The sequence below is a fragment of the Streptosporangium sp. NPDC023825 genome (assembly GCF_040639575.1).
In the GTDB taxonomy this organism is placed as follows: Bacteria; Actinomycetota; Actinomycetes; order Streptosporangiales; family Streptosporangiaceae; genus Streptosporangium.
In genome coordinates this window covers 1-23,160 of record NZ_JBFAAE010000074.1, presented here as the reverse complement: position 1 = coordinate 23,160, position 23,160 = coordinate 1, and the positions used below count along the sequence as shown (strand labels likewise).

Annotated in this window: 20 protein-coding genes; 16 read left to right on the top strand and 4 right to left on the bottom strand. The window is 70.9% G+C overall.

From position 1 onward, the window contains the following. Positions 1-213: 213 nt before the first annotated feature. Both AB0G15_RS38255 and AB0G15_RS38250 read left to right on the top strand, forming a co-directional pair. The gene (locus AB0G15_RS38255) at positions 214-1,191 is read left to right on the top strand and encodes a malate dehydrogenase (RefSeq protein WP_362849972.1); all 978 of its coding nucleotides are present in this window, start codon (positions 214-216) and stop codon (positions 1,189-1,191) included. A 257-nt stretch (positions 1,192-1,448) separates the two neighbouring features. Further along, positions 1,449-2,288 (top strand): hypothetical protein, encoded by an 840-nt coding sequence (locus tag AB0G15_RS38250; protein WP_362849969.1) that lies wholly within the window; start codon positions 1,449-1,451, stop codon positions 2,286-2,288. A gap of 83 nt (positions 2,289-2,371) precedes the next feature. Here the strand turns inward: AB0G15_RS38250 and galE are convergent, their stop codons facing one another. Next, positions 2,372-3,331: a UDP-glucose 4-epimerase GalE gene (gene galE / locus AB0G15_RS38245; protein WP_362849966.1), complete on the bottom strand. Its 960-nt coding sequence runs from the start codon at positions 3,329-3,331 to the stop codon at positions 2,372-2,374. Between the two features lie 122 nt (positions 3,332-3,453). Here galE and AB0G15_RS38240 point away from each other — a divergent pair, with 122 nt between their 5' ends. From AB0G15_RS38240 to AB0G15_RS38220, 5 genes are all read left to right on the top strand, one after another. Continuing rightward, positions 3,454-4,767 (top strand): hemolysin family protein, encoded by a 1,314-nt coding sequence (locus AB0G15_RS38240; RefSeq protein ID WP_362849964.1) that lies wholly within the window; start codon positions 3,454-3,456, stop codon positions 4,765-4,767. A gap of 199 nt (positions 4,768-4,966) precedes the next feature. Next, positions 4,967-5,971, top strand: a complete 1,005-nt coding sequence (gene trpS / locus AB0G15_RS38235) for a tryptophan--tRNA ligase (protein ID WP_362849961.1) — start codon at positions 4,967-4,969, stop codon at positions 5,969-5,971. Between the two features lie 159 nt (positions 5,972-6,130). After that, the gene (locus tag AB0G15_RS38230; protein ID WP_362678750.1) at positions 6,131-7,063 is read left to right on the top strand and encodes a YihY/virulence factor BrkB family protein; all 933 of its coding nucleotides are present in this window, start codon (positions 6,131-6,133) and stop codon (positions 7,061-7,063) included. A gap of 64 nt (positions 7,064-7,127) precedes the next feature. Continuing rightward, positions 7,128-7,499, top strand: a complete 372-nt coding sequence (locus AB0G15_RS38225) for a PadR family transcriptional regulator (protein WP_362849957.1) — start codon at positions 7,128-7,130, stop codon at positions 7,497-7,499. A 97-nt stretch (positions 7,500-7,596) separates the two neighbouring features. Next, a complete protein-coding gene (locus AB0G15_RS38220) occupies positions 7,597-8,649 on the top strand; it encodes a hypothetical protein (RefSeq protein WP_362849954.1) in 1,053 nt (350 codons plus the stop codon). A gap of 129 nt (positions 8,650-8,778) precedes the next feature. Here the strand turns inward: AB0G15_RS38220 and AB0G15_RS38215 are convergent, their stop codons facing one another. Beyond that, a complete protein-coding gene (locus AB0G15_RS38215) occupies positions 8,779-10,023 on the bottom strand; it encodes a D-alanyl-D-alanine carboxypeptidase (protein WP_362849952.1) in 1,245 nt (414 codons plus the stop codon). 87 nt (positions 10,024-10,110) lie between these two features. On the opposite strand from AB0G15_RS38215, the gene AB0G15_RS38210 reads away from it, so the two are divergent. Then, on the top strand, positions 10,111-10,329 hold the full coding sequence (locus tag AB0G15_RS38210; RefSeq protein ID WP_362849950.1) for a hypothetical protein: 219 nt from the start codon (positions 10,111-10,113) through the stop codon (positions 10,327-10,329). Here AB0G15_RS38210 and AB0G15_RS38205 read toward each other — a convergent pair. Beyond that, the gene (locus AB0G15_RS38205) at positions 10,288-11,709 is read right to left on the bottom strand and encodes a peptide ligase PGM1-related protein (RefSeq protein WP_362849947.1); all 1,422 of its coding nucleotides are present in this window, start codon (positions 11,707-11,709) and stop codon (positions 10,288-10,290) included. The genes AB0G15_RS38210 and AB0G15_RS38205 overlap by 42 nt on opposite strands. Positions 11,710-12,246: 537 nt before the next feature. On the opposite strand from AB0G15_RS38205, the gene AB0G15_RS38200 reads away from it, so the two are divergent. The 7 genes from AB0G15_RS38200 (at position 12,247) to AB0G15_RS38170 (ending at position 20,783) form a co-directional block, all read left to right on the top strand. Continuing rightward, entirely contained in the window at positions 12,247-13,488 is a 1,242-nt protein-coding gene (locus AB0G15_RS38200; protein ID WP_362678769.1) for a M20 family metallopeptidase, read from the top strand. Between the two features lie 300 nt (positions 13,489-13,788). Then, positions 13,789-14,868 carry a BMP family ABC transporter substrate-binding protein gene (locus AB0G15_RS38195; RefSeq protein ID WP_362849945.1) on the top strand — a complete coding sequence of 360 codons (1,080 nt, stop codon included), beginning with the start codon at positions 13,789-13,791 and terminating at the stop codon, positions 14,866-14,868. 100 nt (positions 14,869-14,968) lie between these two features. Continuing rightward, a complete protein-coding gene (locus AB0G15_RS38190) occupies positions 14,969-16,492 on the top strand; it encodes an ABC transporter ATP-binding protein (RefSeq protein ID WP_362680578.1) in 1,524 nt (507 codons plus the stop codon). Between the two features lie 79 nt (positions 16,493-16,571). Next, complete coding sequence (locus AB0G15_RS38185; RefSeq protein ID WP_362849942.1) at positions 16,572-17,720, top strand: ABC transporter permease; 1,149 nt, start codon at positions 16,572-16,574, stop codon at positions 17,718-17,720. Then, positions 17,717-18,997, top strand: coding sequence for an ABC transporter permease (locus AB0G15_RS38180; RefSeq protein ID WP_362849939.1), 1,281 nt, complete (start codon positions 17,717-17,719; stop codon positions 18,995-18,997). Before AB0G15_RS38185 ends, AB0G15_RS38180 begins: the two co-directional genes overlap by 4 nt. A 95-nt stretch (positions 18,998-19,092) precedes the next feature. Continuing rightward, positions 19,093-19,500 carry a cytidine deaminase gene (locus tag AB0G15_RS38175; RefSeq protein ID WP_362849937.1) on the top strand — a complete coding sequence of 136 codons (408 nt, stop codon included), beginning with the start codon at positions 19,093-19,095 and terminating at the stop codon, positions 19,498-19,500. A 2-nt stretch (positions 19,501-19,502) separates the two neighbouring features. After that, positions 19,503-20,783, top strand: coding sequence for a thymidine phosphorylase (locus AB0G15_RS38170; protein WP_362849934.1), 1,281 nt, complete (start codon positions 19,503-19,505; stop codon positions 20,781-20,783). Between the two features lie 150 nt (positions 20,784-20,933). Here AB0G15_RS38170 and AB0G15_RS38165 read toward each other — a convergent pair whose 3' ends face one another. After that, on the bottom strand, positions 20,934-21,374 hold the full coding sequence (locus AB0G15_RS38165) for a MarR family transcriptional regulator (protein ID WP_362849932.1): 441 nt from the start codon (positions 21,372-21,374) through the stop codon (positions 20,934-20,936). An 87-nt stretch (positions 21,375-21,461) separates the two neighbouring features. On the opposite strand from AB0G15_RS38165, the gene AB0G15_RS38160 reads away from it, so the two are divergent. Next, positions 21,462-22,985 carry an MFS transporter gene (locus tag AB0G15_RS38160; RefSeq protein ID WP_362849930.1) on the top strand — a complete coding sequence of 508 codons (1,524 nt, stop codon included), beginning with the start codon at positions 21,462-21,464 and terminating at the stop codon, positions 22,983-22,985. Positions 22,986-23,160 lie beyond the last annotated feature (175 nt).

The window sequence follows — 23,160 nt, the reverse complement described above, 5'->3', positions numbered from 1 at the left end:
CGCCGGGCCTCGCGGGGACCTCTGCCGGGGCCCTGACCTGGGGCCGGTGCCAGGGCCGTGCCCCGCCGTCGCGGGGCGCTCGTCGTGCTCGCCCTGCCGGCCGACTGCCGGCCGACTGCCCGGAACGCGGATCGGGGCACTCGCCGGACGGCCGTCCACCGTGGACGGGTAGCATCCGAGCGTCACAATTCATCCTTCGAGTGGGGGAAGGTCATGGCCCAGACTCCCGTAAAGGTCACCGTCACCGGCGCCGCCGGTCAGATCGGCTACGCGCTGCTTTTCCGCATCGCCTCGGGCCAGTTGCTGGGCGCCGACGTCCCGGTCACGCTGAGCCTCCTGGAGATCCCGCAGGCCGTGAAGGCCGCCGAGGGCACCGCGATGGAGCTCGACGACTGCGCGTTCCCGCTGCTGAGCGGCATCGAGATCACCGACGACCCGAACGTGGCGTTCAACGGCGCCAACGTCGCGCTGCTGGTCGGTGCCCGCCCCCGGAGCAAGGGCATGGAGCGCGGCGACCTCCTCCAGGCCAACGGCGGCATCTTCGGCCCGCAGGGCAAGGCGATCAACGACAACGCGGCCGACGACATCCGCGTGCTGGCGGTCGGCAACCCGGCCAACACCAACGCGCTCATCGCCCAGCAGCACGCCCCGGACGTCCCGGCCGAGCGCTTCACCGCGATGACCCGCCTCGACCACAACCGCGCGCTGTCCCAGCTCGCCGCCAAGCTGCAGGTCCCGGTCACCGAGATCAAGAAGATGACGATCTGGGGCAACCACTCCGCCACTCAGTACCCGGACCTCTTCCACGCCGAGGTCGGTGGCAAGATCGCCGCCGAGCTGGTCGACGAGGCCTGGCTGCGCGACACCTTCATCCCCACCGTCGCCAAGCGCGGCGCCGCGATCATCGAGGCCCGGGGCGCGTCCTCGGCCGCCTCCGCCGCCAACGCCGCGGTCGACCACGTCTTCGACTGGGTCAACGGCACCGCCTGGACCTCGGCCGCGATTCCCTCCGACGGCTCGTACGGCGTGCCGGATGGGCTCATCTCGTCCTTCCCGGTCACCTCGCGCGACGGCAAGTGGGAGATCATCCAGGGTCTGGAGATCGACGCCTTCTCCCGCGAGCGCATCGACGCCACGGTGCGCGAGCTGGAGGAGGAGCGTTCCGCGGTACGCGAGCTCGGCCTGATCTGAGCCGTCCCGCATCCAGGCCGTCCTGACATGGGCCGTCCCGCATCCGGGCCGTACTGATCTGGGTCGCCACGCGAAAGGGGCCCCGGCGTGCCGGGGCCCCTTTCGCGTTCCCCGCCTCCCGGGTTCCCGCCCTTTCGCGTTCCCGGCCTTTCGTCCCTCCCCGGCCCTCCCGCCGCGCGGGTGGCGGGGGAAGGCGGAGGAAAAGGCGGCGTGTCGATCATCGCGGAGCGGCGCGACCCGGCGTTCAATGATCACTTGTGGTCGGGGGATCGGTGTTCAGGGAGTACGCCGCGGTGCGGATCGTCGCCGGGGTGATCTGTCTCGCGCTCGTGGCGACCCCCCGGGGGGCGCCCGCCTCCCCCGACGACGACGGCTGGGGCGGCGCGGACCTGTCGGTGCGGCTGACGGTCTCCCCGAAGCGCGCGCAGCCCGGGCGGCCGCTGACCTACCGGGCCGAGGTGCGCAACGACGGTCCCGGCGACGCGGTGCTTCCACTGCTCACCGTACGACTGCCCGAGAAGGTGGCGGTGGCCGGCGTCAACGTCGCCGAGTGCCTTCCCGGCGCCGTGGCCGGAGAGGTGGTCTGTCCCTCGCCGACGGACGTCCTGGCCGGGCAGACCGGCGGGGTGACGATCACCGGGGTGGTGGGGTCCGGCGCGCGGGGCACGCTGAGGGCGAGCGCCACGCTCTCCTCCGAGGTCGTGGACGACGACGAGACGGACAACTTCGCCGAGACGCTCACCGAGGTGGACGAGGGTGCGGACCTGGCCGTCAGGCTGTCGCGCGCGACTCGTGCGGGCCGCCTGGTCACCGTGGCCGCCGTGGTGCGCAACCGCGGGCCGCGGCGCGTCCACGACGCCGGGGTCCTCTTCGACACCGGCGGGGCGCGTCTCATGTCGGCGAGGGGCGCGCGGTGCGACTCCCACCCCGCCTACGTCGGGTGCAGGCTTCGCACGGTCGGCGCGGGCCGGCGGGTGAGCTTCATGCTCGCCTTCACGGCCCGCGCGCACACGCCACGGGCCGAGGCGACCGTCTACTCCCTCCGGCTGGGCGACCGCCGCCCGGCCAACAACACGGCCCGCTTCAGTCTGAGGTAGGCACGGCCGGCCGGTCCGCGCCCGGCCCCGGTTGCAGATCTCCGAGACCGGTGGCGCGGCCGGGGCGGCGGGGCGGGGTGGTGTCAGCCGAGCATGGCGGCCCAGGCGTCGGCGACGACGTCGCGGACCGAGGGGTGCTCGGGTTTCCAGCCGAGCTCGCGCTGGATCTTCTCCGACGAGGCCACCAGCACGGCCGGGTCGCCGGCGCGGCGCTCGCGCACGACCGCGGGGATCTCGTGGCCGGTCACCTCACGGCAGACCGACAGCACCTCCTGGACCGAGAAGCCCGTCCCGTTGCCCAGGTTGTAGATCTTGTGTTCGCCCGGCGAGCAGGCGTCCAGCGCCAGCAGGTGGGCCCTGGCGAGATCGGCCACGTGGATGTAGTCGCGCACACATGTGCCGTCGGGAGTGGGGTAGTCCGTGCCGAACACGCTGACCGACTCGCGACCGCCGAGTGCGACGGCGAGGATGTTAGGGATCAGGTGGGTCTCCACGGTGTGACGTTCGCGGTAGACCCTGCCGTCTCCGGCGGTGTAGGCGCCGCCCACGTTGAAGTAGCGCAGGCTCACCGCGGCCAGGCCGTACAGCCCGGCGAACGCGCTCAGCGCGGTGTCGACGGCGAGCTTGGACGCGCCGTAGGGGTTGGTCGGCCGGGTCGGGTCGGTCTCCTCGATCGGGGAGCGCTCCGGCTCGCCGTACGTCGCGGCGGTGGAGGAGAAGACGATCCGGCCCACCCCGGCGCCCCGCATGGCGTCGAGCAGGGCCAGGGTGCCGCCGAGGTTGTGCGCCCAGTAGAGGCCGGGCCGCTCCACGGACTCGCCGACCAGGGACTTCGCCGCGAAGTGGAGCACGGCGTCCGTGCCGGGCAGCAGGCCGGCGGCCTCGGTGATCGACCCCTCGACGAAGCGGGCGCCCGGCGGCACCGCGTCGGCGTGGCCGGTGGAGAGGTCGTCCAGCACGGTGACCTCGTGGCCCGCCTCGACGAGTTGCGCCGCCACGACCCCGCCGATGTATCCGGCGCCTCCGGTGACGAGCAGCTTCACGGAGCCTCCTGTTTGATGATGTTTGTACTTGTTTACTTTTGTAAGTCTATCGCCAGCATATGCTGGCACATCAAATATCGGCCACCGCCGAAACAGGCGACCGCCACGACGGAGACGATCTCGTGAACAGCGTCCTGGCGAACATCGCCTTGGTCATGCTCTTCGTACTGATCGGGGGATTCTTCGCCGCGGCCGAGATGGCCATGGTCTCTCTCAGGGAGAGCCAGGTCAGACGGCTCGACACCCGGGGTCGCAGGGGGGCGCGAGCCGCCAAGCTCGCCCGCGACCCCAACCGCTTCCTGTCCGCGGTGCAGATCGGCGTCACCGTGGCGACCATGCTCTCGGCCGCCTTCGGCGCCGACACCCTCGCCCAGGACCTCATCCCCGTGGTGACCGGCTGGGGGGTGCCGGAGGCCGTGACGGCCCCGCTCTCCCTGGTGCTGGTGACGCTGGCGATCTCGTACGCCTCGCTGGTGTTCGGCGAGCTGGCCCCCAAACGGATCGCAAGGCAGCGCGCCGAGGGGATCTCCCTGCTGGTCGCGCCGTTCCTCGACCGGATGGCCGCGCTGTCGCGGCCGATCATCTGGGCGCTGTCCAAGTCCACCGACGGGGTCGTCAAGCTGCTCGGCGGCGACCCCGACGCCGACCGCGAGGAGATCTCCACCGAGGAGCTGCGCGACATGGTGGTGGGCCACCAGGAGCTCACCGCCGACGAGCGCCACCTGATCGGGGAGGTGTTCGCGGCGGGCAAGCGGCAACTCCGCGAGGTGATGCTGCCGCGCACCGAGGTGGAGTTCATGTCCGCAGACACGCGGCTGGCCGAGGCGGCGGTCCTGGCCGCGGCCATGCCGCACTCCCGTTTCCCCGTCTACCGCGACTCCTACGACGACGTCGTGGGCTTCGTCCACATTCGCGACCTGCTCGACCCGGTGCTGACCGGGTCCATCGAGCCGATCAGCGAGCTGGTGCCGATCCGCCCGGTCAAGCTGGTCCCCACCAGCAAGCGGCTGATGGCCACGCTGTCGGAGATGCGCAGGGAGGGCCACCACCTGGCGATCGTGGTCGACGAGTACGGCGGCACGGCGGGCATCGTCACCCTGGAGGACCTCGTCGAGGAGCTGATCGGCGACATCCGCGACGAGCACGACGTGGCGGACGAGCACGTCGCGCTGCCCGCGGGGGAGGTCGAGCTCGACGGGCTGGCCAACCTCGACGAGGTGGCGACCGAGAGCGGGATCCGCCTGGCCGACGGCCCGTACGAGACCCTCGGCGGGTTCGTCATGTGGGCGCTCGGCCACCTTCCCGCGCTGGGTGAGCGGGTGGAGATCCCGGGATTCGACCTGACGGTCACCGAGATGGACGGGCGCAGGGTCGCCCGGGTGAGGATCAAGCGGAGCACGTCGCGGCCGGAGGCGCCGCCCGCGCCCGACAGCTGACGGGGAGCGCCCCGCGCGACCGGGGTTCTCCGGCGAGGCCGTGAGCGGGGTCCGGGGGGAGGCCGTGAGCGGGGTTCTCCGGCGAGGTCGTGAGCGGGGTCCGGGGTGAGGCCGTAGGGGGGTCCGGAAGGGGGGGCCGGGGGCGGGATGCCGTGATCGACGGGCCAACCACTCCCGGCAGCTGACAGAATTGGCTGCTATGGCCAGTCCTCGTGTCCTGTCGGGAATCCAGCCGACCGCAGACTCCTTCCACCTGGGAAACTACCTCGGTGCCATCAGGCAGTACGTCGCCATGCAGGAGGGGTACGACGCCTTCTACTGCGTCGTCGATCTGCACGCGATCACCGTGGACTACCAGCCGGACGTGCTGCGCAGGCGTTCCAGGGTCGCCGCGGCCCAGCTCTTCGCCGCCGGTCTCGACCCTGAGCGCTCCACGGTCTTCGTGCAGAGTCACGTCCGTGAGCACACGGAGCTGGCCTGGGTGCTGATCTGCCTCACCGGCATGGGCGAGGCCGGGCGGATGACCCAGTTCAAGGACAAGGCGGCCAAGGCCGGTGAGAGCTCGGCCAGTGTCGGGCTGTTCACCTACCCGATCCTGCAGGCGGCCGACATCCTGCTCTACCAGGCCAACCGGGTTCCGGTCGGCGCGGACCAGAAGCAGCACCTGGAGCTCACCCGCGACCTCGCGCAGCGCTTCAACCACCGCTTCGGCGAGACCTTCACGCTGCCGGAGCCGCACATCGTCAAGGGGGTCGAGAAGATCACCGACCTCCAGGAGCCCACGGCGAAGATGTCGAAGTCGTCCTCCTCGCCCACCGGGATCCTGGACCTGCTGGAGCCGCCGGGACCGCTCCGCAAGAAGATCATGCGCGCGGTCACCGACACCGGCTCCGAGGTCCTCGCCGACGACGAGAACAAGCCCGGCGTCACCAACCTGCTGCGCATCCAGTCCGCGCTGAGCGGCGTCCCGATCCCCGAGCTGGAGGCCCGCTACGCCGGGCAGGGGTACGGCACGTTCAAGAAGGACGTGGCCGAGCTCGTGGTCGACACCTTCACCCCGATCCGCGAGCGCACCGAGAAGCTGCTCGCCGACGAGACCGAGCTCGACCGGATGCTCGCCGTCGGGGCCACCCGGGCCCGCGCGGTGGCCGCCGAGACCATGGCCAGGGTGCGCGACCGGGTGGGGTTCCTGCCCACCTCGTGATCCTCCTACGCGCGGCCCGGGCGGGATTCCCGCCCGGGCCGCGGCGTTCTCCCGTACAGCGGCGTTCTCCCGTACACACGCACGCTCCCGTACACACGCACGGCCGCTTTTCCGCCGCCGTCCACGATCGGGACGGAGGTGGTTGGGTAGGGGGCGCACGTGACAAGCGTGCTGGAACGCATCCAAGCGGCCCGTGAGCGGTTCGGAAGGACACTCGGCACGGCCCGGGTCAGGTGGCACTGGCTCGACCACCTGGTCAGGACCTTCCAGCGCTACCAGATCCAGTCGGGAGACCGGCTCGCCGGAGCGGTCAGCTACTTCGCCTTCCTGTCCTTCTTCCCGATCGTCGCGCTGGCCTTCGCGGTCTTCGGCTACTTCCTCTCCACCAGGCCCGAAGCCACCCAGGCCCTGCAGACGGCGATCAACCAGTACCTGCCCGGCCTCGCCGACAAGCTGCCGATCAAGCAGATCGCCGACTCCCGGACCAGTGCCGGGATCATCGGCCTGCTCGGGCTCCTCTACGCCGGGCTCGGCGCGATCGACGCCCTGCGCGGCGCGCTGCGCGAGATCTCCATGACGACCGAGGCGCCGCTCAACTTCGCCCTGGCCAAGCTGAGGGACCTGGCCGCACTCGTGATCGTCGGCACGACGATGGTGGCGTCGGTGCTGGTCGCCGGTTTCGCCACCCAGGCCAGCGGGGTCGTGGCCGGATGGCTCGGCCTGTCGGGGTCGGCGGTGGCCACCGCCACGATCTGGCTGGCCGGGCTGGCGGTCAGCGTGCTCACCGACGTCGTCGTCTTCCTGGTCATCCTGCGCGGGCTGGGCCGGTCCAGGCAGCCGTGGCGGGTGCTGCTGCGTGGAGCCCTGCTCGGCGCGGCCGGTTTCGCCCTGCTCAAGCAGCTCGCCGCACTGATCCTCTCGGGCACCCTGAACAACCCCGTCTACGGGGTGTTCGCCGTGGTGGTCGGCCTGCTGGTCTGGATCAACTTCTCGGCCCGGGTGATCATGTACGCCGCAGCCTGGACCGCGACCGCCTCCCTGGGCCCTCCGCCCGACCCCACCCCGGTCCCGGCGACCGCCATCCGCGCCTGAACGCCCGGCGTCGCGTGAGATCCGCCCCTCGTCATATCCTGCTTGCCGATATATGCTGCGAAGCATGACTCCAAGGATGATGACGGAGCCCGCGTTCCTCGTTCTCACCGCGCTGGTCGACGAGCCGTGTCACGGCTACGGCATCGTGCGGGAGGTCGAGCGGCTGTCCGGCGGGCGGGTCCAGCTCAAGGTCGGCACGCTCTACGGCGTGCTCGACCGGCTGGCGGGTGACGGGCTGGTGGCCCTCGACCGCGAGGAGGTCCAGCAGGGGCGGCTGCGCCGCTACTACCGGCTCACCGACTCCGGTTCGCGGACGCTGGAGGCCGAGGCCGTCCGGCTCGCGGAGAACGCCAGGACCGCCGTCGACCGGCTCCGCGCCCGGCACGCTCAGCATGCTCAGCACGGCCGGCCGTCCGCCGCCGGAAGCCCCGCGTGAGGGCGGGCGCGAGGTCCTGCGCGAGTTCCCGCGTGAGGACGAGCGCGAAGTACCGAGTGAAGTCCTGTGTGAGAGCGAGTGGGAGAGGGGCGTGCCGATGAGCCTGCTGGAGGATCGCTACCGGAGCTGGTTGCGCCTGCTGCCCGCCTCCTACCGAGCCGAGCGCGAGGAGGAGATGGTCTCCGTATTCCTGGAGGGCTCGCCGGGCGTCTCCGACGCCGACGGGCCCCGGCCTCGCTGGTCGGAGATCGTCAGCGTCGCCGTGCTGGCGGTCCGGGTCCGTCTCGGGGGAGCGGGTCACACGGTGCCGAGGTTCCTCGCGTGGGGAGAGACGATCCGCCTCGTCGCCCTGCTGGGGGTGGGCTTCCAGGCGTTGCTCGGAGCCCTCGCCGCCACGGCCACGCTGCGCATGTACGGGGTGATCGGCGAGGCCCACCCCCTGCTCGCCCAGGGGGCCGGGCCCCCGGGCTCACCCGAGCGGCTCGTGGTCATCCTGGGAGGCTTCACGGGCGCGCTCTGGTTCGCCCCGCTCGTGGCGCTCCTCGCCGGGCGTCCGCGCGCCGCCAGAGCGCTGGCGCTCCTCGCGTTCGCGCTGAAGCTGCCGTTCCTGCTCCAGGAGCGCGTGGACGTCTTCCTGTGGAGCGCGCTGATCGGCCTGCTGCCGTCCCTGGTCACGGTGCTGGCCCTGTGGGCCGGTTTCCACCGGGACGCGCGGCTCGTGCGCCGACCGGCGTGGCTCCTGCTGCCTCCCCTCGTCGCCGGTGCCGCCCTCGTCGCGCTGCACGACGCGATCGCGTCCCCCACGACCGCCGCCTGGGTATGGCCGTGGCTGGACGATCCCGGCCTGGCGAGCGCGCTCATCCTGGGCGCGGGCGTCGCGTACGGCTGCGTGCACGTGTACGCGCCCGCCCGGCGTACCCCGTCGTGGCCGATCGCCCTGGCGATCCTGGCGCTGCCGATGCTGTGTGTCCGCCTGGCCACGATGGGGTACGGTGCCGACTTCGACGACGAGGTGAGCCGGACCATCACGCTCGGCATGGCCGGCCAGACGGCCCTGCTCCTGGCCTTCGCCGCCTGGAGCGCCGTCCTGGGAATCAGGACCCTCCCGGCCGCACCGGCCCCGGACCGCGGGGAACCGGCCGAGGGGTGACCGGGCCGCCGGGAACGGGCGGACCGCCGCGGTGGAGCCGTTCACCCGGCCCGGGGCGTCCACCCGGCCGGGGGGGCGAGCCGTGCCCGTACCGGAGCGGGTGCCCCGGGCACGATGAGGGTCCTCGGATCACCGCGGACGGCGGGATCGCCCGCGCAGGCCGTACACCAGCCAGGCCAGGCCGCCGAGCAGGGCGGCGCCGAGGGCGTAGTAGCCGATCGGGACGCCCTCGTCGGCCGGTCTGGCGGCCGCGGCCGGGTCCTGCGCGGAGACGGGGGCCGGGGCGGCCGGGGTCGCCGAGGCGGCGGGCCCGGTGGGCAGCGGGGCGGGCTCGGGGACCGGGTCGACCAGCTTTCCGACCGGGAGGACCTTGCCGCGGTTGGCGAAGCCCCAGTCGAGGAGGTCGGCGACCTCCTCCCAGAAGTAGCCGTCGTGACGCATGATCGACACGATGACGGTGTGGCCGTCGCGCTTGGCCGCGCCGACGAAGCTGCCCAGGGCCTTGGACGTCCAGCCGTTCTTGACGCCGATCATGCCCTTGTAGCGCCAGAGCAGCTTGTTGTGGTTGCCGATCTCGTAGTAGCCCTTGGGTGCCGGGAATTTGTCAGTCTTTGTGCTGATATATCGCCGAAAATCGGCGTTGGCCAGGCCGGCGCGGGCGATCAGCGCCAGGTCGTAGGCCGAGCTGCTCTGGCCCGGCTTGTCCAGCCCGCTCGGGGTCTTGGCCACCGTGTCGAACGCCTGCAGGCGCTTGGCCTCGGCGTTCATGTCCGCCAGGGTCGTGGCCAGGCCGCCGTTGGCCTCGGCCAGCGCCATCGCGCAGTCGTTGCCCGAGACGAGCATCAGCGCCTTGAACAGGTCCTCGACGGTGTAGAGGGGCTTGGGGACCAGGCCGACCGCGCTGCCCTCCTCGTTCACGGCGCGCCTGCTCGGCGTGATCTTCCGGTCCTTGTCCAGTTTCGGGATCAGGGTGAGGGCGGTCAGCGCCTTCAGCGTGCTCGCGGGAAGGTAGCGCCCGTGGGCGTCCTTGGCGGCCAGCACCGCGCCGCTCTCGGCGTCGGCGATCACGTACGCCTTCGCGGCCGTCTTGGGAGGGGCCTTCACGCCCACGGGAACGACGAGGCCCCGCCCCCCGAGCCGGGTGCCGCCGACCGGTTCCCGCTCGCGGCGCGTGCGCGGGCCCGCCGCGGAACCGGCGCCCGTGCGCGCTTCCGCCGGACCGGCGCCGGTGCGCGGATCCAGTGGACCGGCACCCGCGCGCAGGTCAAGCCCACCGTTCGCGGGCACGTGCGCGACCCGGGCCTGTGCGGGCGCGCCGAGAAGGGCGGTCGCCGCGAGCAGCACCCCGACGGGCGCGACATGTTTGATCCCCATGATGATCTCAGGGTAGCTTCGTACCGGTTCGCATGGAGTTACCGGTGCCCTGACCAGGTACGAACCACTCGGCGGAATACTGACATCATGCAAATAACGCGAAAGACAGCCGTTTTTCTGATCGGTCTTGCCGCTTTCATGATCTTTGAATGGATCACCCTTGGCTTCAACCTCGCGGACGGTCATCCGACGGCCTTCTACGTGGTCCACGGAATCCTGATCGCCGTCAACCTCGTGCTGGCGGCCGTGCTCGGTGTGATCGGCCTACGCTGTCTGGCGAAGCGTGGCCAGCGTCCTCCGGTGTAGCTCGGCGGCCTCCTCCGCGGAGTCGCCGATGCTGGTGAACCCGAGCTTGCCGTACTTCGGGATCCCGCCCAGCATGTGCAGCACGTTCCCGGTGCGGCGCTCGCGGTCGAAGCCGAGGCCCTCGTCGTGGACCAGCTTGACCACCTCCCCGGGGGTGCGGCCCCGCAGGGCGGGCGCGGCGCAGTTGTCCGTCGCCACGTAGTGCTTGGGCCGGCCCGCGTGCACGAGCGTGCCGGTCCCCGGGTCGTACGACGCGCCGGTGGTCAGGAGCGCGGCGCCGAACGGGTGGGTGGTGCCGCCGATGCGCAGGTTGATCTCGCACATCAGCGTGCGGTAGCCGCCGTCGGTCTTGACGGCGAAGAAGTCGATGCCGAACAGCCCCACCACGCCGCGGCCCGCGAGGATCCTGGCGATCCGCTCCGCGTGCGCGCCCAGCTCGGCCCGGTACTCCTGCCGGGCGGGGAAGGTGCAGCCCTGGTAGACGTCGCCGTTGGGGCCGCCGAGGATCTGCTCGTGGGTGGCGACCACGTCGTACACGCCGCCGGGGGTGATCCGCGCCAAGGCGCTGGGGGAGTACAGGGGCCGGTCCTCGATGAACTCCTCGATCACCGCTCCCCGCTCGGCGACCTTCTCGGCGAACGTCGTCCAGTTCTCGTCCGACGCGGAGAAACTCGTGGGGCAGGAGACGAGCGGCCGGTCGTCCTTGGTCACGATGGCGTTGCCGAGTCCCGAGTAGCTGTTGTTGAGCTTGACCATCAGCTTGCTCGTGGGGCTCATCGCGCGGGCGGCGTGCTCCACCTCGGTCAGCGAGCGCAGGTCGCCGAAGCCCCTGACCAGCGGTACCTCGGCCTCGTCGCCGATCGTGCGTCCGCCGCTCTTGGACCCCAGGTGGGCCAGGGAGGTGGCGGGGCCGTACACCGGCAGGGAGAGGATCCCGGCGAGACGCTCCTCGTACTCGCTCACCACGAACGGCACCATCCAGGCGGTCCTGCCGTTGCCGCCGTCGCCGTCGTCCCCGGCGGCGTCGCCCTCCCGGTGGCCGCCGAGGGCGGCGCGGATGCGCGCGATCGCGTCCGGGCGGCGCAGCAGCGCCTCGGTGAGCGGATGCGTGTCGGGATCATCCAAACTGATCATCTGCAGGCGCGTGCGGGCCTCGTCGGGATCGTCGAGGAAGCCCAGGTAGTAGTCCACGATCGCACTGTCCACCGGCGTCGAGGTGAGGTAGACGACCTCGACTTTCGGCTTCCTCAGGGTGAGGAGGAGAAAAAGCAGCCGCTCCTCGTAGCAGAGGGGGCCGGTGATCCTTCGCAGCTCATCCTGGGGAAGCGACAACGAGGGAAGGACCACCAGGGTGCCCTCGTCCGGTTCAAATATGCTCAAACGCGACTGCCTCTCCCCGAATGGGATGTTAGCGATCATGTGAGGAGTGAAACACGCATTCCTCCCGTTTGCATCACTCCGCCGGGTTCGATGACCGGCACCTGGGGTCACGTAAATTGCCAGGTCGGCGACGTTTGGAAATGGCCCGGGGGCTACCGCCTCCCGGATCGTCCGTCCCCCGACCTAACCATCGTCTCATAGTCAATTTGGGCTATCTTTCCTGGTCCTCCCGGGTCGGAAGGTGTACGAGTGGGGCATGGGGTGACAAAACATTTGGCCTGGATGTCGGCGAGCTGCTCGGGGGGAGGGATAAAGTCGTTGTCATCGCCAACGCGGCGGCTTCTCCGGGTCACCGGCCTGCCGTTTTCGCGTCGGTGACCGACCAGCCCGCGCTGATGCGGCCCGTGAGACCCCACTCCGGCCCGTCGGTGCGGCGATCGCTTTTTTTTCGAGACTGCCTCATGGGTTTCGAGATCCTGGGCAGTGGCACGGTGCGTCGAGGATCCAGGCCCGCCGGCGCGGATGGGACGGTGAGCAATGCGGGGGCGTAATTTGCGGGGAGAACTCGACACGTTCCTCGCCGGTCGCGAGCAGGAACTGATCAACTTCCGTCGAGACCTGCACATGCATCCCGAGCTCGCGTTCGCCGAATACCGCACGACGCAGCGCGTCGCCGAGCGCCTGACCGCCGCGGGGCTGGTCCCCTCGGTGCTGCCGCGCGGCACCGGCCTGCTCTGCGACGTCGGCAGCGGCGACGGCCCGACCGTGGCGCTGCGGGCCGACATCGACGCGCTGCCCGTGCCGGACGAGAAGGACGTCTCCTACAGCTCGACGGTCCCCGGCGTGTGCCACGCCTGCGGCCACGACGTGCACACCGCGATCCTGCTCGGCACCTCGCTCTTCCTCGCCCAGCAGGCCGAGGCCGGTCTGCTGCCCGGCCGGGTCCGGCTGATCTTCCAGCCCGCCGAGGAGCTTCCCGGCGGCGCGCTGGAGGTGATGGCCTCGGGCGGCATCAGCGGTGTCGACCGCATCTTCGGCCTGCACTGCGACCCGCGGCTGGACGTCGGCAAGGTCGGCCTCAAGGCCGGTCCCATCACCTCGGCCTGCGACAGGGTCACGATCAGGGTGAGCGGTCCCGGCGGGCACACCGCCCGGCCGCACCTCACCGCCGACCTCGTCTTCGCGCTCGCCAAGATCCTCACCGAGCTGCCCGCGGCGCTCTCGCGCCGGATCGACCCCCGCTCCTCGCTCAGCCTGGTCTGGGGCCGGGTCGAGGCGGGCTCGGTGGCCAACGCCATCCCGGACGACGGCGTCGCCGAGGGCACCGTGCGCTGCCTGGACGAGGCGGCCTGGCACGCGGCCCCCGACATGATCAAGTCGCTGCTGGAGTCGGTCGCCGGCGCGTACGGCGTCGAGGCCGAGATGGACTACGTGCGCGGCGTGCCGCCGGTGGTCAACGACAAGGTCAGCGTGCAGATGCTTGCCGAGGCCGCGGAGGGCGTGCTCGGCGAGGGCGCTCCGGTGCCGACGGAGCAGAGCCTGGGCGGCGAGGACTTCGGCTGGTACCTGGAGTCCATTCCCGGAGCGTTCGCCAGGCTCGGCACCCGCGAGCCGGGCTCGACGCACCTGGCCGACATCCACCAGGGCACCTTCGACGTGGACGAGACCGCCATCGGCGCCGGGGTGCGTTTCCTGGCGGCGACCGCGCTGACGGCCCTGTGGGAGGGTCAGCGTCCCATCGCGGGCGAGCCGCTCATGGCCCTGAACGCCGACAACTAGTCGGTCCTGACATCTAGTCAGCCGAAAAGTCCGGACATATCCTGAGGAACCGGTCGATGATCCCCGGAGACGATCGTCGACCGCCGGACAGGTGCGCCAACGCCAGGCCGCGTCGGCCATCCAGGGCTACCGGCGGGTAGTTCCGCCCCGCTTCCCGGGTCACAAGGTGGCGTGAGCTGGATAACGGACCTGTTGCGGACTTGTGTGCTGGTTTGGTCAACCCTGATGGACCAACTATCTTCCGTGCAGGGTTGCCGTGCGTCTCTTCGCGCGTGCACTGAAACGCGAAGGGAGTCCATCTTGCTTCAGAACCGATTCGGCAAGCTGGCCGCGACCGCACTGGCGGGCAGCATGCTCATGGGAGCTGCCGCGTGTGGTGGAAGCGAGGAACCGCCCACGTCGGCTCAGCCGAGCGGGGCCGCCAGCAGTGCGGCGCCGGCCGCGACGGGACCGAAGGTCGGTCTCGCGTACGACATCGGCGGGCGTGGCGACCAGTCGTTCAACGACTCCGCGGCGGCGGGCATCGACAAGGCCAAGACCGAGCTGGGCCTGGCCGAGGTCAGCGAGCTGGAGGCCGGTAACGGCGAGACCGAGGCGGCCAAGGAGGAGCGGCTCCGCCTGCTCGCCGACGGCGGCTTCAACCCGATCATCGCCGTGGGCTTCGCGTACTCCAACCCGGTCAAGAAGGTCGCGACCGAGTTCCCCGACGTCAAGTTCGCGATCGTCGACGACGCGGCGGCCGTCGCCCCCAACATCTCGAACCTGCTGTTCGCCGAGCACGAGGGTTCCTTCCTGGTCGGCGCCGCGGCGGCGCTGAAGAGCAAGAAGAACCACGTGGGCTTCGTCGGCGGGGTAGAAGTTCCGCTGATCAACAAGTTCGAGGCCGGATTCGCCGCGGGCGCCAAGGCGGTCAAGTCCGACGTGAAGATCGAGGTCAAGTACCTCACCCAGCCGCCGGACTTCACCGGCTTCAGCGACCCGGCCAAGGGCAAGACCGCGGCCGAGGGCATGTTCGACGCGGGTGCCGACGTGGTCTACCAGGCCGCGGGCGGCTCCGGTGGCGGCGTGTTCGAGGCGGCCAAGGCCGCCAAGGGCCTGGCCATCGGCGTCGACTCCGACCAGGCGAAGACCGCCGCCCCCGAGCTGCAGAGCGTCATCGCGACCTCCATGCTCAAGAAGGTCGACGTCGCCGTCTTCGACTTCCTGAAGAGCTTCACCACCAACTCCGTGAAGTCGGGCAGCACGATCTACGACCTCAGGGCCGGCGGCGTCGACTACTCCACCACCGGTGGCCAGGTCGACGACATCAAGGCCAAGCTCGACGAGTACAAGCAGAAGATCATCTCCGGCGATATCACCGTTCCGGACAAGACCTCCTGACCTGGTACTAATGAGGGGCCCGGCGGACATTTCCCCCGGGCCCTTTGTCCTCTCTGACCACCACGTTCCGTATCGGGGCATCCGTACGGAGGAGGCCGTCATCAGCACCTCGGCACCGGCCGTCGAGCTCGAGGGAATCACCAAACGATTCCCCGGCGTCGTCGCCAACCGTGACATCTCCCTATCCGTACGTCAGGGGCACGTGCACGCCGTCGTCGGCGAGAACGGCGCGGGCAAGTCCACCCTCATGAAGATCCTGTACGGCATGCAGCGCCCGGACGAGGGGCGGATCCGCGTCAACGGCCAGGACGTGAGCTTCCGCTCCCCCGGGGAGGCGATCGCCGTGGGCATCGGCATGGTCCACCAGCACTTCATGCTGGCCGACAACCTGACCGTGCTGGAGAACGTGATCCTCGGCAGCGAGCCCCGCAAGGGCGGGATCGCCCTCGACTTCGGCGCCGCGCGGAAGAGGATCCGGGAGATCTCCGACTCCTACGGCCTCGGCATCGATCCCGACGTCACCGTCGAGGACCTGGGCGTCGGGGCCCGCCAGCGGGTGGAGATCCTCAAGGTCCTCTACCGGGGCGCCCGGATCCTCATCCTGGACGAGCCGACCGCCGTGCTCGTGCCGCAGGAGGTCGACGAGCTCTTCGCCAACCTGCGTGAGCTGGTCCGCGAGGGTCTGACGATCATCTTCATCTCGCACAAGCTGGACGAGGTGCTCTCGGTCGCCGACGCCATCACCGTGATCCGGCGCGGCACGACCGTGGCCAGCGTGGATCCCAAGGACGTGACCGCCAGGCAGCTGGCCGAGCTGATGGTCGGCAGCGAGCTGCCCAGCCCGGAGACCCGCGAGTCCACCGTCACCGACGTGGTGGCTCTGTCGGTGCGCGGGCTGAACGTCCACTCGGCCGAGGACCGCTGCGTCGTGGACGGCGTCACCTTCGACATCCGCAAGGGCGAGGTGCTCGGCATCGCCGGGGTCGAGGGCAACGGCCAGGCCGAGCTGGTCGAGGCCATCATGGGCATGCGCGCGGCCGAGGGCGAGATCCGCCTCGGCGAGCACGACATCTCCGCCTGGACGACGCTGCGCCGCCGCGAGGCCGGCATCGGCTACATCCCCGAGGACCGTCACCGGCACGGCCTGCTGCTGGAGGCCCCGCTCTGGGAGAACCGGATCCTGGGCCACCAGACCCGGCGGCCCAACGTCAAGGGCCCCTGGATCGACCGCGCGGGAGCGCGCGAGGACACCCGGCGCATCGTCGAGGCGTACGACGTGCGGACCCCGGGCATCGACGTGGACGCCGCGGCCCTGTCCGGCGGCAACCAGCAGAAACTGATCGTCGGCCGGGAGATGAGCGGGGAGCCGGTCTTCCTGATCGCGTCCCACCCGACGCGCGGCGTCGACGTGGGCGCCCAGGCCGCGATCTGGGACCACCTGCGCGCGGCGCGCGCCGCGGGCCTGGCGGTCCTGTTGATCTCGGCCGACCTCGACGAGCTCATCGGCCTGTCGGACACCCTGAAGGTGATCCTGCGCGGCCGGATCGTCGCCGAGGTGGATCCCAAGGACGTGACACCCGAGCAGCTCGGTTCGGCCATGACGGGTGCTGGAGAGGCGGCATGAACACCCACGTAGCGCACACGCCCCCGGGGACGCGCGGCATGAACACCCTCGTAGCGCACACGCCCACCGGGACGCGCGGATGAGCCGGGAAAAGTCCACCTTCGCCGACCGGCTGCTCGGACGGGTCTCGCCGGCGGGGCTGCTCTCGCTCGTCGCCCCGCTCGTCGCCATCGTGTTCGCGGCGCTGGTCACCATGGTCATCCTGGCGATCACCGGCGCCCCGCCGCTCGACACGCTGGTCGTCATGGGCGAGTACGGCATCCGGCCGCGCTCGATCGTGCTGACCCTGAACTACGCGACGACCTACTACCTGTCCGCGCTCGCGGTGGCGATCGGGTTCAGGATGAACCTCTTCAACATCGGCGTCGACGGCCAGTACCGCCTGGCGGCGCTCACCGCCGCGGCCGTCGGCGGCGCGGTCACCCTGCCCGCCCCGCTGCACGTCGCGCTGATCATCTTCGTCGCCCTGCTGGTCGGCGCCGGATGGGCGGCGATCGCCGGGCTGCTCAAGGTGCGGCGCGGGGTGAGCGAGGTCATCTCCACGATCATGCTGAACGCCATCGCCACCGCGCTCGGTGCCTGGCTGCTCAACAAGGAGCGCCTCGCGGTCGAGGTCGCGGGCAGCAACAACATCGGCACCAAGCCGATCGGCCCCTCCGGCCAGGTGCCGGGGCTGGAGATCATCTCCGGCACCCAGACGAAGGTGTTCGGCCTGATCATCCTGTCGGTCGTGATGGGCGTCCTCTACCACGTGGTGATCAACCGGACCCGCTTCGGCTTCGACCTGCGCGCCACCGGCCGCTCGGAGTCGGCCGCGGTGGCCAGCGGCGTCAACGTCAAGCGGATGATCCTCGTCTCGATGATCCTGTCCGGCGCGATGGCGGGCCTGGTCGGCATGCCGCAGCTGCTCGGCGCCTCCTACAGCTACAGCCTGGACTTCCCCACCGGGCTCGGTTTCACCGGCATCGCGATCGCGCTGCTCGGCCGCAACCACCCTGTCGGCATCGCGTTCGGCGCCCTGCTGTGGGCCTTCCTCGACACCTCCGCGGGCATCCTGCAGATCCAGAAGATCTCCCCGGACATCGTGACCATCATGCAGGGAACGATCGTGCTCTCGGTGATCATCGCCTACGAGCTGGTCCACCGCTACCAGATTTCCGCCGAGCAGCGCCGGGTGAGCCGCCAGCTGGCTGGCACCACCCCGACCAGGGAAGGAACGCCGGCATGAGCCAGGGCGCCCTCACCACGCCGGAGGCTCCCTTCGTGGAGCCGAAGACCCCCGCCCGCAGATTCAGGGTCACCTGGCGGGTCCTGCTGCTCGCCCTCGGCGCGCTCGTCCTGCTGCTCTCGTTCGCGCGGACCGTCACCGGCGCCGTCGACCTCACCTCCGCGGGCGCGATCAACGCCTCCGTCGCGCTGGCCATCCCCATCGGCCTGGCCGGTCTGGGCGGCCTGTGGGCCGAGCGGGCCGGCGTGGTCAACATCGGCCTCGAAGGCATGATGATCCTGGGCACCTGGTGCGGCGCCTGGGGCGCGCTCCAGTTCGGCAACCCGTGGGCGGGCGTCGTCGCGGGCGCGATCGGCGGGGCGCTGGGCGGCCTGCTGCACGCGATCGCCACCGTGACGTTCGGCGTCGACCACATCATCTCCGGTGTCGCGATCAACATCCTGGGCCTGGGCGTCACCCAGTTCCTGTCCAAGGTCACCTTCGCCGAGATGCCGGGCGGCGGCGACTCCCAGTCGCCCCCGGTGCCCAAGCCCGGCGTGGTGAGCGTGCCGTGGATCGGGGACCCGCTCAGGACGCTGGAGGCCAAGCAGTGGTTCCTGCTGTCGGACGTCGCGGGCATCCTGCGCGGCCTGACCACGAACGTCTCGCTGCTGACGATCCTGGCGATCCTGCTCGTCCCGCTCTCGTACTACCTGCTGTGGCGTACGGCGTTCGGCCTGCGCCTGCGCTCCTGCGGGGAGAGCCCGGTGGCCGCGGAGTCGCTGGGCGTCAACGTCTACACCTACAAGTACATCGCGGTCCTCGTCTCCGGCGCCCTGGCGGGCCTGGGCGGCGCGTTCCTGGCACAGGTGGCCGCCAGCGCCTACCGCGAGGGACAGACCGGCGGGCGCGGCTTCATCGGCCTCGCCGCCATGATCTTCGGTAACTGGCGGCCGGGAGGGCTGGCCGGGGGCGCCGTGCTGTTCGGCTACACCGACGCGCTCCAGCTGCGCAGGGGTGGCGAGTCGGTGCACGCGCTGCTGCTCGTGGTGACGATCCTGCTCGCCGCGGTCGCCGTCTACCAGCTCGTACGGCAGAACCGGACGCGAGCCGCACTGATCACCGGGGTCGCGGCGGTCGCCGTGTTCGTGGTGTTCGCGCTGACCGACTCCATCCCCTCGGAGTTCACCTCCGTCACCCCGCACATCACCACGCTGCTGGTGCTGTCGCTGGCGGCGCAGCGGCTCCGCCCGCCGGCCGCCGACGGCGTGCCGTACCGCAGGGGGCAGGGCAAGTGACCATCACGCGGCACCTCACGAGCGGATCTGATTCGATGGGCACCGAGACGGGCAATGAGACGGGCGCCGAAGCGGGTGCCGAGACGGGTGGTGAGATGAGCACCGGGACGGGCATCGACTGGGCGGCGCTGAAGGCCGAGGCCGTGCGGGCCATGGGCCACGCCTACGCCCCCTACTCCAAGTTCCCGGTCGGCGCCGCCGCGCTGGTGGACGACGGGCGGATCGTGTCCGGCTGCAACGTCGAGAACGCCTCCTACGGCATCGGGCTGTGCGCCGAGTGCGGGCTGGTGTCCTCGCTGCAGGCCACCGGCGGCGGCCGTCTCGTCGCGTTCACCTGCGTCGACGGGCACGAGGAGCTCCTCATGCCGTGCGGCAGGTGCCGCCAGCTCCTGTACGAGTTCGGCGGCCCGGAGCTGCTGCTGGAGACCATCGACGGCCCGAAGCCGATGGCGGAGATCCTGCCCTACGCCTTCGGGCCCGACGACCTGAGCCGGGGGGCCTGAGCATGGACGCGATCGACGTCATCGTCACCAAGAGGGACGGCAGGGAGCTGTCGGCCGAGCAGATCGACTGGGTGATCGACGCCTACACCAAGGGTGTCGTCGCCGACGAGCAGATGTCCGCCCTCGCGATGGCGATCCTGCTCAACGGCATGAACCGGCGGGAGATCGCCGAGTGGACCCAGGCCATGATCCGCTCCGGATCCAGGATGGACTGGTCGTCGCTGCCGGGGGCCACCACCGACAAGCACTCCACCGGGGGTGTCGGTGACAAGATCACGCTGCCGCTGGCACCGCTGGTCGCCGCGTGCGGGGGGTACGTGCCCCAGCTGTCCGGCAGGGGGCTCGGCCACACCGGCGGCACCCTGGACAAGCTGGAGTCCATCCCCGGCTGGCGGGCGTCCCTGTCCAGCGACGGGATGCTCGACGTGCTCGGCAAGGCCGGAGCGGTCATCTGCGCGGCCGGCGACGGCCTCGCCCCCGCCGACAAGAAGCTGTACGCGCTCCGCGACGTCACCGGCACCGTCGAGGCGATCCCGCTGATCGCCTCCTCGATCATGTCGAAGAAGATCGCGGAGGGTACCGGCGCGCTCGTCCTGGACGTCAAGGTCGGCTCCGGAGCCTTCATGAAGAACGTGGAGCAGGCCCGCGAGCTGGCCACGACCATGGTCGAGCTCGGCACCGACGCCGGGGTCAACACCGTCGCGCTGCTGACCGCGATGGACCGGCCGCTGGGCCGGGCCGTGGGCAACGCCCTGGAGGTCACCGAGTCGGTCGAGGTGCTCGCCGGAGGCGGGCCCGCCGACGTGGTCGAGCTGACCGTGCGGCTGGCACGGGAGATGCTCCAGGCGGCGGGCCTGTCCGTGGGCAAGGACCCCGAACGCGCCCTGGCGGACGGCTCGGCGATGGACGCCTGGCGCCGGATGATCGCCGCCCAGGGCGGCGACCCCGACGCACTGCTGCCCAGGGCCGCCGAGACGATGGAGGTCACCGCGCCCTCCTCCGGCGTGCTGTCCAGGCTCGACGCGTACGGCGTGGGCCTGGCGGCCTGGCGGCTCGGCGCGGGCCGGGAGCGCAAGGAGGACCCGGTGTCGTTCGGGGCGGGCATCGTACTGCACGCCAAGCCGGGGGACCTGGTCCGCGCGGGGCAGCCGCTGATGACGCTGCACGCCGACGAGACCGCGCGCTTCGAGCGGGCGCTCGCCGCCCTGGAAGGCGCCTACACCGTCGGCGAGGCCGCCGACCCGGACCTGCTGCCCCTGGTGATCGACCGCGTCACCGCCTGACGCAGGCGGCCGGAACGCCTTCCCGGTCCGTCTCGCGGGCCGGGACATCCTTCTGCTCCGCCTCGCGGGCCGGAACGCCTTCCCGGTCCGTTTCACGAGCCGGGACATTCTTTTTCGCCTCGCGGGGCGGGTGCCTTCCCGGTCCTCCGCTCAGCGGGCCGGGACGCCCTCCCGGTCCGTCTCGCGGGCCGGGACGCTCTTTTGTTCCGCGTGGCGGGCCGGTGAGCCGAAGATCTCGCCGATCACGGCGCGGTGGGTGGGCAGGGCGGTCGCGTGGCGCTCGCGGCCGTCCTCGGTGATGCCGACGAAGATGCCGCGCCGGTCGTCCTCGCAGATGCGGCGGGTCACCAGGCCCGCCTTCTCCAGGCGGGCGATCAGCCGGGAGCAGGCGCTCTGGCTCAGATGGACCGCGTCGGCGATCTCCTGGACCCGGTATTTGCCCTGGCCGCCCTCGACCATCCGCTCCAGGACCTCGAACTCGCTCATGCCGAGCCGGTGCCGTTCGGAGAGCTCGCGTTCCAGAGCGCAGGCGGTCGCGGCGTACTTGGCGAGCGCCTCACGCCACGCTCGGACCGGGTCCTCCTCGTTCATGCCGCGGATCGTACCATGCGTGAACATTAAATGCACAGGCATTAAATGCTTTTGCATTAGATGTGCTTGCATGTATTGTCGGACGACATGACCTCTTCATCGACCTCGACGGCTCCACCCGATCCGTCGGTCGCAACCGTTCCAACCGCTTCACCTGCCGCTTCTGTTCCCCGGGTTCCGCTGGTTTCGCCGCCCGACGAGCGCTGGGGCGCGGGACTGTGGGCCGCGCTCACCGTGCTCTGCGCCGTGGTCTTCCTCGACGCGCTCGACGTCTCGATGGTGGGAGTCGCCCTGCCGTCCATCCAGGCGGACCTGGGACTGTCCACGTCCTCCCTGCAGTGGGTGGTCAGCGGTTACGTGCTCGGCTACGGCGGGCTGCTCCTCCTCGGCGGCCGGACCGCCGACCTGCTCGGGCGTCGCAGGGTCTTCCTGGTCGCCCTTGCGGTCTTCGCCGTGGCCTCGCTCCTCGGGGGTCTCGTCAACGACGGCACGCTGCTGATCGCGGCCCGCTTCGTCAAGGGCGTCAGCGCCGCCTTCACCGCGCCCGCCGCGCTCTCCATCATCACCACGACCTTCGCCGAGGGACCTGCCCGCAACAGGGCTCTCAGCGTCTTCACCGCCTCCGGCGCCAGCGGGTTCTCCCTGGGCCTGGTCATCTCCGGATTCCTGACCGAGCTCGGCTGGCGCTGGACGTTCCTCATGCCCGTCCCCGTCGCGATCATCGCGCTGGTCGCGGCCCTGAAGTTCCTCCCCAGACAGCGGGAGGAGCGCGCCGAGGGCGGACACGACCTCATCGGCGCCGTCACCATCACCGCCTCCATGCTGCTGCTCGTCTACGCCGTGGTGGAGGCGCCCGGCGCGGGCTGGGGCTCGCCGCGCACGATCGCCTCGCTGCTGGGAGCCGCCCTGCTGCTGGCCGTCTTCGTCCTCACCGAGCAGCGCGTCAAGCACCCGCTGGTACGCCTCGGCATCCTGCGCTCCGGCCCGATCGTCCGCGCCAACCTGGGACTCGTGATCCTGTTCGGCTCCTACGTCGGCTTCCAGTTCGTCGCCATGCAGTATTTCCAGAACTTTCTGCACTGGTCGGCCCTGGAGACCGCGCTGGCCTTCCTGCCCGCCGGACTCCTGGTGGCGGTGACCTCCACCAGGATGGGCAAGCTGGCCGACCGGTTCGGCACCGCCCGGCTGATCGTGATCGGCTCGGCCGCGCTGGCCGCCGGGTACGCGTTCTTCCTCCGGATCAACGGCGAGCCCAGCCTGGCCACGCTGATCATTCCCGGCATGGTCCTGCTGGGCATCGCGTTCGCCCTGTCCTTCCCCTCACTGAACATCCAGGCCACCAACGGGGTGGCCGACGACGAGCAGGGCCTGGCCTCGGGGCTGCTCAACACCTCGGGACAGGTCGGCGGGGCGGTCGTGCTGGCCGTCGTGACGGCCGTCCTCACCTCGGGTACGGGCGCCGACCCGATCGGCACCTTCCGTGCCGCGATCACGGTCTCGGGGATTCTCGCCGTGGCCGGCCTGCTGATCGCCCTCACCGGCCTCCGCGGCGGCCGACGCGCGGCCGCCGCGGCCGAGGGGGAGAGGGAGAGGGCGCTGGAGACCGTCTAGGCCCGGCGCACCGCTCGCGTCCGCCGTCCCGCACGGGGACGGGGACGGGGACGCGAGTCCCGCGGGTCGCGGGGAGGGGGCCGCCGCCGGGATCCCGGGGCCGGCGGCGGCCCCCACGCCCCAGATCGGAAGAGGACACGGCTGAAATACAGTCACGCAACCGGGGTTCGGGTTT

Excerpts from the sequence above, each read along its gene's own strand:
- AB0G15_RS38160 (WP_362849930.1), top strand. The coding sequence starts at position 21,462 with ATGACCTCTTCATCGACCTCGACGGCTCCACCCGATCCGTCGGTCGCA.
- AB0G15_RS38210 (WP_362849950.1), top strand. The coding sequence starts at position 10,111 with ATGCAAATAACGCGAAAGACAGCCGTTTTTCTGATCGGTCTTGCCGCT.
- trpS (WP_362849961.1), top strand. The coding sequence starts at position 4,967 with ATGGCCAGTCCTCGTGTCCTGTCGGGAATCCAGCCGACCGCAGACTCC.
- AB0G15_RS38165 (WP_362849932.1), bottom strand. The coding sequence starts at position 21,374 with ATGAACGAGGAGGACCCGGTCCGAGCGTGGCGTGAGGCGCTCGCCAAG.
- AB0G15_RS38220 (WP_362849954.1), top strand. The coding sequence starts at position 7,597 with ATGAGCCTGCTGGAGGATCGCTACCGGAGCTGGTTGCGCCTGCTGCCC.
- AB0G15_RS38170 (WP_362849934.1), top strand. The coding sequence starts at position 19,503 with ATGGACGCGATCGACGTCATCGTCACCAAGAGGGACGGCAGGGAGCTG.
- AB0G15_RS38255 (WP_362849972.1), top strand. The coding sequence starts at position 214 with ATGGCCCAGACTCCCGTAAAGGTCACCGTCACCGGCGCCGCCGGTCAG.
- AB0G15_RS38225 (WP_362849957.1), top strand. The coding sequence starts at position 7,128 with ATGACTCCAAGGATGATGACGGAGCCCGCGTTCCTCGTTCTCACCGCG.
- AB0G15_RS38215 (WP_362849952.1), bottom strand. The coding sequence starts at position 10,023 with ATGGGGATCAAACATGTCGCGCCCGTCGGGGTGCTGCTCGCGGCGACC.
- AB0G15_RS38185 (WP_362849942.1), top strand. The coding sequence starts at position 16,572 with ATGAGCCGGGAAAAGTCCACCTTCGCCGACCGGCTGCTCGGACGGGTC.
- AB0G15_RS38200 (WP_362678769.1), top strand. The coding sequence starts at position 12,247 with ATGCGGGGGCGTAATTTGCGGGGAGAACTCGACACGTTCCTCGCCGGT.
- AB0G15_RS38180 (WP_362849939.1), top strand. The coding sequence starts at position 17,717 with ATGAGCCAGGGCGCCCTCACCACGCCGGAGGCTCCCTTCGTGGAGCCG.
- AB0G15_RS38175 (WP_362849937.1), top strand. The coding sequence starts at position 19,093 with ATGAGCACCGGGACGGGCATCGACTGGGCGGCGCTGAAGGCCGAGGCC.